Source organism: Microbacterium sp. PF5 (assembly GCF_004794315.1).
Classification (GTDB): Bacteria; Actinomycetota; Actinomycetes; order Actinomycetales; family Microbacteriaceae; genus Microbacterium; species Microbacterium sufflavum.
Map to the genome: position 1 here is coordinate 25,713 of NZ_SSDQ01000097.1, position 8,838 is coordinate 34,550.

An 8,838-nucleotide genomic window follows, 5' to 3' on the forward strand; every position below is an offset into this window, starting at 1 on the left:
TCAGAGGAGTCGAGGCGAAACGAAGAGGAAGAGGGACGGACGCGAGAGCGGGCTCCTGGAGCCCGGCATCCGGTGCAGAACGGGGGCGGCGGCTCTAGGAGAGCGGGCGCACCGGGGTCGAGCCGAGAGTGGCGATCTGCGCGGCGGCGATCGTGGTCATGGTGTCCTCCTCATGGGCTCGGCGAGGTCGTCCGGTTGGCGCGACAGCCCATCAGCCTATTCCTGTGAACCAGCTGGGCGCAAGAGGAATTCCCGCGGCAGCCGAAAGCCCCGTCCCGCGTGGAGACGGGGCGGGGCTTCGGACGGCTCAGCGCGCGGCGCTCTCACGGGCCAGGAGGCTCTGCTTCACGGCGAGACCCCACGCGAAGCCGCCCAGCGAGCCGTCGGTGCGCAGCACCCGATGGCACGGGACGAACAGGGCCGGGGCGTTGCGGGCGCAGATCGACGCCGCCGCGCGCACCGCGTTCGGATTGCCGAGGCGCGCGGCGAAGCCCGTGTAGGTGAGCGGCCGACCCGGCTCGATGCCGCGCAGCGCATCCCACCCCGCGCGCTGGAGAGCGGTTCCGGTCTGCTTCACCGCGACGGCGTCGATCGCCGACACGTCACCGGCGTAATAGGCCAGGGCGGCAGCCGCCGCGTCGGTCTCGGCGTCGCGCAGCTCCTCCGGACGGGCGGCGGCGGAGAGGCGACCGAGGATCGCCTCCACGTCGTCGGTCCACCCGGAGGCGAGGACGCGCTGCTCGGCGTCGGCCAGGATCGTGAACGGGCCGTCCGGGGTGTCGATGGTCTGGATCAGGGCGGTCATGGCGTCTCCTTCGTCTGGGTCTCGTCGTCGGTCGCGGCCGCGCGGGCGGCAGGCGACCGCGGCCCCGCGGGGCGCTGGGGTGCCGCACGCCACAGGTGCGCGCTGAGGTAGCTCCGCCAGGGGGCCGTGCGCTCGGCCCAGGCGACCAGGGGCTTCGGCTCGCCGGGGAGTCCCACCGCCGCCGCGCCCGCGCGCAGCGCGACATCGCCGGGGAGCAGGATGTCGGGGTCGCCGAGCACACGCATCCGCACGTAGTCCGCCGTCCAGGGTCCGATCCCCGGCATGGCCAGCAGGGCCGCGCGCTGCTCCGCGCCGTCATCGCCCACGGTCAGCGTCAGGCTGCCGTCGGCGAGGGCCGCGGCGGCCCCCGTGACCGCGCGGATCCGGGCCGCGGGGCCCCGCAGCACCTCGGCCCCGTGCTCCGCGATCGCGGTCATGGTGGGGAACAGCAGCCCCTCGGGTGTCTTCTCCCCCAGCGCCTCGGTGAGTGCGGTGAGCGCGGTGCGGGCGGCGACGACGGTGATCTGCTGCCCGATCATCGCCCGGATCAGCATCTCGTGCGGATCCGCGGCACCGGGCACCCGGATCCCCGGCGTGCGTGCGACCAGCGCCGCCAGCGACGGATGCGCGGCCAGGGCCTCGTCGATCGCGAGGGGGTCGGCGTCGAGGTCGAACAGGCGCCGCGCGGTCGACACCAGCGGCGCCAGGTCGCTCAGGCGTGCGACGCGAGCCCGCAGCCGCAGCCGCTCGCCGTCCTGCCGCACCTCGAACCACGCGGGGCCGCCCGGCATGCGCAGGTGGCGCGCGAACGCGTCGGACCGCGCCTCCTCGACCCCCGCGACCGCCCTGGCCGCCATCCACACGAACACCCCGGCCGCGTCGAACGGGCCGCGGTACGGCAGGGCCAGGTCGATCGCCCCCGGCACGTCGGACGCCGGAGTGCGTCGCCGCGCCCGCAGCTCGCCCGGCGTGAGGCCGAACACCTCGCGGACCGTGTCGTTGCACTGGCGGATGCTCTGGAACCCCGCGGCGAACGCCACATCCGCCACCGGCATGTCCGTGCCCACGAGCAGCATGCGGGCCGTGTGCGCGCGGTGCGCCCTGGCGAGCGCGAGCGGGCCGGCGCCGAGCTCGGTCGTCAGCAGCCGCGTGAGGTGCCGGCTGGAGTAACCCAGGCGGGCGGCGAGGCCCGGCACGCCTTCGCGCTCCACGACCCCGGTCGCGATCAGCCGCATGGCGCGCGCCGCCGTGTCTCCGCGCACGTCCCACGCGGGCGACCCCGGTGCGGCCTCGGGCAGGCAGCGCTTGCAGGCGCGGTAGCCGGCCTCGTGCGCGGCCGCACTCGTGGGATAGAACGTGACGTTCTGCGGCTTCGGGGTGCGGGCAGGGCAGCTCGGCCGGCAGTAGATCCCGGTCGAGCGGACCGCGGTCACGAACTGCCCGTCGAAGCGGGTGTCGCGCGCACTGATGGCGCGGTACCGCTCGTCGAAGTCGATCACGGGGAGGCTCATGTCCTCCACTCTGCCACCGACCACCGACCCCGGCTGGCGGAAATCGGACACGACAGTGAAGGCCCCGGAGACGACGGAACCCGCCCTCCCGAGGAGAGCGGGTTCCGGACGCGGATGCGCGGAGGTCAGTGGAAGAAGTGACGCTCCCCGGTGAAGAACATCGTCACGCCCGCCTTGCGCGCGGCGTCGACGACCTCCTCGTCGCGCACCGACCCACCCGGCTGCACGATCGCGGTGACACCCGCGTCGATGAGCACCTGCGCACCGTCGGCGAACGGGAAGAAGGCATCGGAGGCGGCGACCGATCCGGCCGCCCTGTCGCCCGCTCGCTCGACCGCGAGGCGGCACGAGTCGACGCGGTTGACCTGACCCATGCCGACGCCGACCGTGGCGTTGTCCTTCGCCAGCACGATCGCGTTCGACTTCACGGCGCGGCAGGCCTTCCACGCGAAGATCAGGTTCTCCATCTCCTCGTCGCTCGGACGCTCACCCGACACCAGCTCCCAGTCCTTCGCGACCGACACGATGTCGTCGGGGAAGCGGTCGGCGTCCTGCAGCAGCAGCCCGCCCGACACCAGCCGCACGTCCATGCGCTCCTGCTGCCAGTCTTCGGGCAGCTGCAGCAGACGCAGGTTCTTCTTGGCCTTGAACACCTCGAGCGCGGCGGGCTCGAACGACGGCGCGACGATGACCTCGGTGAAGATGTCCTTCAGGTTCTCGGCCATCTTCAGCGTGACGGTGCCGTTCGCGGCGATGACCCCGCCGTACGCCGAGACCGGGTCGCACTCGTGTGCGCGCAGGTGTGCGCTGGCGATCGGGTCGAGCGCGTTCGGCGCGGTCGTGGCGATCCCGCACGGGTTCGCGTGCTTGATGATCGCGACGGCGGGCTTGATCATGTCGTACGCGGCGCGCAGCGCGGCATCCGCGTCGACGTAGTTGTTGTACGACATCTCCTTGCCCTGCAGCTGCGTGGCCTGGGCGATGCCGTGGCCGCCGGCGCGGGTGTAGATGGCCCCGCGCTGGTGCGAGTTCTCGCCGTAGCGGAGGGTCGCGAGGCGCTCGGCCTGGATCGTAAGGTGTGCGGGGAGATCGCCGGGCTCGGTGAGCGTGCCCTCGGCGAACCACTGCGCCACGGCCGTGTCGTAGGCGGCGGTGTGGGCGAAGGCGCGCGCGGCGAGCTCACGGCGCTGGCCGAGCGTGGTGCCGCCGTCGGCGACGGCCGACACGATCGCCGGGTAGGACTCGGGCGAGACCACGATCGCGACGTTCGCGTGGTTCTTCGCCGCAGCGCGGACCATGGCGGGCCCGCCGATGTCGATCTGCTCCACGACGTCGTCGCCCACGGCGCCGGAGGCCACGGTCTCCACGAACGGGTACAGGTTCACCACCACCAGCTCGAACGGGGCGATGTCGAGCTCCGCGAGCTGGCGCTCGTGGTCCTCGAGGCGCAGGTCGGCGAGCAGGCCGCCGTGCACCTTGGGGTGCAGCGTCTTCACGCGGCCGTCGAGCATCTCGGCCACGCCCGTGACCGCGGCCACGTCGGTGACCTCGAAGCCGGCGTCGCGGATGGTCGAGGCGGTCGAGCCGGTCGACACGATCTCGACCCCGGCGTCGGCGAGGGCCGCGGCGAGCACGAGCAGATCGGTCTTGTCGCTGACCGAGACGAGGGCGCGCCGGATCGGCACGGTGTCGCGATCGCGGTAGAGCGTGGGGTCGTGGCGGGGGCCGGCCATGATGGGCTCCTTCGTGCGGGGGCGTGCGGGGGTTCGGGGGGTTCAGGTCAGGACGAGATCGCCGGTCGCGATGCGACGGACGACGTCGATGAGCAGGCGGCGCTCGACGGGCTTGATGCGCTCGTGCAGGGTGTGCTCGGTGTCGTCGGCGCGGATCGGGACGCGCTCCTGCGCCAGGATCGGGCCGGTGTCCACGCCGTCGTCGACCACGATCACGCTCGCCCCGGTCTCGCGCACTCCGGCCGCGAGGGCGTCGCGCACGCCGTGGGCCCCGGGGAACTCCGGGAGGTACGCGGGGTGCGTGTTGATGATCCGCGGGGCGTACGCGGCGACCAGCGACGCGGGCAGCAGACGCATGAGCCCGCTGAGGACCACTAGGTCGGGGTTCCACACCGCCAGCTGCCTGCCGAGCTCCTCGCCCCAGGCCTCGCGGCTCTCGTGCTCGTGCCACGGGACGGTGAAGCTGGGGATGCCGAACTCCTCGGCGTGCGCCAGCCCCTCTGCTTCGCGATCCGCGCCGACGACGACCACCCTGGCCGGGAAATCGGGGTGACGAGCGGCCTCGAGGAGGGCGCGAAGGTTCGAGCCGGCGCCCGAGATGAGAACGGCGACCGTGAGCACGCGCCCAGTCTACCGGCGCGCGGAGACCGCCCCGTGCGGCCTCGGGCGCGGGCGGCGGGACTCAGCTGCGCCGGTCGCGGTCGTCGCCGTCGGGCAGCGGCGGGACGCGCAGGTCGCCGAGTGGCGCGGTGTCGTCGGGCAGGGACGGCCACGCGGTCGGCTCGGCGGGAAGCGGACCGCGGTCGCGCTCGGCCTCGGTCATCTCGGCGAGCCAGCGGTCGGTGCGCTCCTCCGCGAGTTCCTCACGGTTGCGCGGTGCGAGCAGCAGGATCGCCGCGCCCACCAGCACCTCGGCGCCGAGCGCGAGGGCGAAGGGCAGCACGGCGGGACCGACGACGCCCAGGCGCCCAGGCCCCATCGACCCGTTCGCGAGCTCGGCCGCGAGCCCCGCGACTCCCGCCGTCACCGCGGCGATGCCCACCGCGATGACGGCGCGCTGCAGCAGCCCGAGCGGTGTGCCCTCCCAGACGAGCCGGGAGCGCACGGCCCAGCCCGCGAACGCGCCGGCCGCGACGGGGACGAGCACCACGATCAGCATCCACATGGAGGTGTTCTCCGGCAGCAGCCCGAACACGGGGATGCCGGGGACCACGCCGAGCTGGGTGCCGGCGGGCGACACCGCGGTGCCGGCGCCGACCGCGAAGCCGGGACCGGCGAGCCACGCCGCCGCCCACACGATCAGGGTGGGCAGATACGCCAGCTGCGCGAGCGTGAGCACGGTGGCGCCGAGCGCGTCGACGCGCGCACCCTGGAACAGCGCGACCACGTCACCGCCGCGGGTCAGCACCGACAGGGCCACGGCGAGCGCCGCCGCTCCGGTCACGCCGACCAGGGCGAAGGCCGCACCCCGGACGATCGCCGCGGGCACGGGAGCCCAGTCCTCCCGCGCGTCGAGGCGGTCGTGCAGGCGGTCGAGGAGACCGCCGTCGCCGTCGTCCCAGGCCACCCGGACGGCGCCGCAGACCGCGCCCACCAGATAGACGGCGGCGGGCAGCAGGATCGCGAGCGGCAGCGGCGTGCGCACCGCATCGAGCCGTGCCGTCAGCGCGACCAGTGTGGAGATCGCGGCGAACACGGCGGAGCCGGACAGGGCACCCAGCAGCCACGCCCCCGCGTGGGCGGCGCGCGCTCCGGAGCGCGCGGCGAACAGGAGCGTGAAGAACAGCAGCAGCAGGGGCGTGATCGACACCGCGAACGATGCGGCCTGCGCGGGGATGCCCAGCGTGACGAGGAGCTCGTCGGGGATCGTGACCTCGAGCGGGACGCCGTGCCCGAACTCCCAGAGCGTGCCCGTAAGGGGCCAGAGCGCACCCCAGTCGGCCGTGACGCCGAACGCGACCGTCCACAGCAGCGTCAGCGGCGCCAGGAGCACGGCCAGTCCGACCGCGGCCGCGATGGCGGCGTCGAAGGCGGCGAGGAGCGCGACGAGGAGGCGTTGCATAGCGATTCGAGACTACGACGAGTTGCCGTGCGGCTCCTCGGGGCGCGCGCGGGGCGGGCGACACGGTAGCGTTTCTCCGGAGGTTACCCGATGACAACTGCCCCGCCCGCCCCGGCGACCGCCGAGCCCACCGGCGCCCTGGACCGCTTCTTCGAGATCAGCAAGCGCGGATCGACGATCGGCACCGAGATCCGAGGGGGCCTGGTGACGTTCGTCACGATGGCCTACATCGTGATCCTCAACCCGATCATCCTGTCCGGCAAACCCGACGTCGCCGGAAACATGCTGGACTTCAACGCGGTCGGTGCCGCGACCGCCCTGACCGCCGGCGTCATGACGATCCTGTTCGGGCTCGTCACGCGTCTGCCGTTCGGCTTCGCCGCCGGACTCGGCATCAACGCGTTCGTCGCGTTCTCCGTGGTCGGCCAGGTGACGTGGCCCGAGGCCATGGCGCTGGTGATGATCAACGGCGTCGTGATCGTGCTGCTCGCCGCCACCGGACTGCGCAAGGCGATCTTCGACGCGGTGCCGTTCCAGCTCAAGATCGCGATCACGGTCGGCATCGGCCTGTTCATCGCGTTCATCGGCTTCGTCAACTCCGGCTTCGTCACCGCGACCGGTGCCTCCTCGCCGCCCGTCGGGCTCGGGGTCAACGGCTCCGTCGCGACCGTGCCGAGCCTGCTGTTCGTGATCACGCTGCTGCTGACGGGCATCCTCGTCGCGCTGCGCATCAAGGGCGGCATGCTGATCGGCCTGATCGGCGGCACCGTGCTCGCCGTGATCGTCGAGGCCGTCTGGCACATCGGCGCCCGCGGCTTCGACGACGAGGGCAACGTGATCAACCCGGGCGGCTGGGGTCTGACGGTTCCCGCGCTGAACGGCTCCCCCGTGGGCGTGCCCGACCTGAGCCTGATCGGCGCGGTGGACTTCTCGTTCGACCTCGGCAAGGTCAGCCTCGTCGCGCTCGTGATGATCGTCTTCACCCTGCTCTTCACGAACTTCTTCGACGCGATGGGCACCATGACGGGTCTCGCGAAGGAGGCGAACCTGGCCGACGACAACGGCGACTTCCCGCGCATCAAGTCGGCGCTGGTGGTCGAGGGCGTCGGTGCGATCGCGGGTGGCGCGACCTCGTCGTCGTCGAGCACGGTGTTCATCGAGTCGGGCGCGGGGATCGGCGAGGGTGCCCGCACGGGCCTGGCCAACGTCGTGACCGGCGTGGTGTTCCTGATCGCGATGTTCCTGACCCCGCTCACCTCGATCGTCCCGACCGAGATCGCCGCGGCGGCCCTGATCATCGTCGGTGCCATGATGATGGCGCAGATCCGGCACATCGACTTCGGCGACTTCCGCGTGCTGCTGCCGGTGTTCCTCACGGTCTCCGTGATGCCGCTGACGTACTCGATCGCGAACGGCATCGGCGCGGGCTTCGTGAGCTGGGTGCTCATCCACGCGTTCTCCGGCCGGGCGAAGACCATCAGCCCGCTGCTGTGGGTGGTCGGTGCCGGCTTCCTGATCTTCTTCGCACGCGGACCGATCGAGGCGCTGTTCGGCGTCGGGATCTGACGAGCGGATCCACGGAGGGGCGAGTGCTGCGGCACCCGCCCCTCCGTGGTTTCCCTGGGCCTCAGGCGTAGGCGGCGGCGAACTCGGCGGACGGCTCGATCGGCTCGATCACGTCGATCAGCACCCCGCCGGGAGCCTCGACGATGAAGTGCCGCTGACCGAAGTCCTCATCGCGCAGGGCCAGCCGTTCGGTCAGTCCGCGCTCCCCCACCAGCCGGGCGTGCTCGGCGGCGGCGTCTGGCACCTCGACGTTCAGCAGCAGTCCGGTGACCGGTGCGCGGAAGCCCTCCGGGATGGTCTCGTGCGTACGGTCGAGGATCGCGAGCTCTCCCCCGTCGAAGCGCAGGCTCACGTACCAGTCGGCCTCGAACGTCGTGTCGAATCCGAGCTCCTCGCGATAGAACCGCGCGGCCGCGGACACGTCGTCCACCATCAGCACCGGGTAGAAGCTGGTGATCTCCATCGTCACTCCTTTACATACTGTGTGTTTGTATCCGTCCGGCTAGAATACATACAACACGTACGTAAAGGAACCCGCATGCCCCGCGCCTCCGCCGCCGACGCCGCCGCCACGGCCCGCCGCATCCTCGACACCGCCCTCGCGCACTTCGCCGCACACGGATACGCGGCGGCTTCGGTCGACGACATCGCCCGGGCCGCGGGCGTGACGCGCGGCGCCGTGTACCACCACTACGACTCGAAGCCCGGACTGTTCGCGGCCGTCGCCGCCGCCGCGCAGGAGCGGGTCGCCTCCGCCATCGCGACCGCCACGCGCGACACCCCCGGCCCCGCCGCGCTCCGCGACGGCAGTCACGCCTTCCTCGACGCCATCACCGTGGGAACCGCCGCGCGCGTGCTGCTCGTCGACGGCCCCGCCGTGCTCGGCTGGGAGCAGTGGCGCCGCCTCGACGCCGAGGGGCCGGAGCAGGAGCTGCGTGCCGGACTGCGCGAGGCCGGGGTCCCGTCCGCACAGGTCGACGCCCTCACCGCCGCGCTGTCCGGCGCCATGAACGAGCTCGCCCTGTGGCTGGCCGCCCGCCCCGACGACACCGCCGCGCGACGGCAGGCACACCGCGCACTCGACCGCCTGCTCGACGCCGCGACGTCGGCGCACTGAGCCCGGACGCGAGGAGGGCCTGGGCACGACGATGCCCCGGACAC

The 8,838-nt window shown here is 72.7% G+C and carries 8 protein-coding genes; 2 read left to right on the forward strand and 6 right to left on the reverse strand.

From position 1 onward, the window contains the following. Positions 1–307: 307 nt before the first annotated feature. From DW297_RS07645 to DW297_RS07665, 5 genes are all read right to left on the reverse strand, one after another. Entirely contained in the window at positions 308–805 is a 498-nt protein-coding gene (locus tag DW297_RS07645) for a methylated-DNA--[protein]-cysteine S-methyltransferase (RefSeq protein WP_136031014.1), read from the reverse strand. Then, positions 802–2,316 (reverse strand): DNA-3-methyladenine glycosylase 2 family protein, encoded by a 1,515-nt coding sequence (locus DW297_RS07650; RefSeq protein ID WP_136031016.1) that lies wholly within the window; start codon positions 2,314–2,316, stop codon positions 802–804. Before DW297_RS07650 ends, DW297_RS07645 begins: the two co-directional genes overlap by 4 nt. A gap of 125 nt (positions 2,317–2,441) precedes the next feature. Then, on the reverse strand, positions 2,442–4,049 hold the full coding sequence (purH, locus tag DW297_RS07655) for a bifunctional phosphoribosylaminoimidazolecarboxamide formyltransferase/IMP cyclohydrolase (protein ID WP_136031019.1): 1,608 nt from the start codon (positions 4,047–4,049) through the stop codon (positions 2,442–2,444). Positions 4,050–4,091: 42 nt separating this feature from the next. After that, complete coding sequence (gene purN / locus DW297_RS07660; RefSeq protein WP_136031021.1) at positions 4,092–4,670, reverse strand: phosphoribosylglycinamide formyltransferase; 579 nt, start codon at positions 4,668–4,670, stop codon at positions 4,092–4,094. Between the two features lie 61 nt (positions 4,671–4,731). Then, positions 4,732–6,111, reverse strand: a complete 1,380-nt coding sequence (locus tag DW297_RS07665) for a cell division protein PerM (protein ID WP_240744551.1) — start codon at positions 6,109–6,111, stop codon at positions 4,732–4,734. A 90-nt stretch (positions 6,112–6,201) separates the two neighbouring features. On the opposite strand from DW297_RS07665, the gene DW297_RS07670 reads away from it, so the two are divergent. After that, the gene (locus DW297_RS07670) at positions 6,202–7,677 is read left to right on the forward strand and encodes an NCS2 family permease (protein WP_136031023.1); all 1,476 of its coding nucleotides are present in this window, start codon (positions 6,202–6,204) and stop codon (positions 7,675–7,677) included. Positions 7,678–7,738: 61 nt separating this feature from the next. Here DW297_RS07670 and DW297_RS07675 read toward each other — a convergent pair whose 3' ends face one another. Further along, complete coding sequence (locus DW297_RS07675; protein WP_136031025.1) at positions 7,739–8,140, reverse strand: VOC family protein; 402 nt, start codon at positions 8,138–8,140, stop codon at positions 7,739–7,741. Between the two features lie 75 nt (positions 8,141–8,215). Here DW297_RS07675 and DW297_RS07680 point away from each other — a divergent pair, with 75 nt between their 5' ends. Further along, a complete protein-coding gene (locus tag DW297_RS07680; RefSeq protein ID WP_136031027.1) occupies positions 8,216–8,794 on the forward strand; it encodes a TetR/AcrR family transcriptional regulator in 579 nt (192 codons plus the stop codon). Positions 8,795–8,838: the final 44 nt, after the last annotated feature.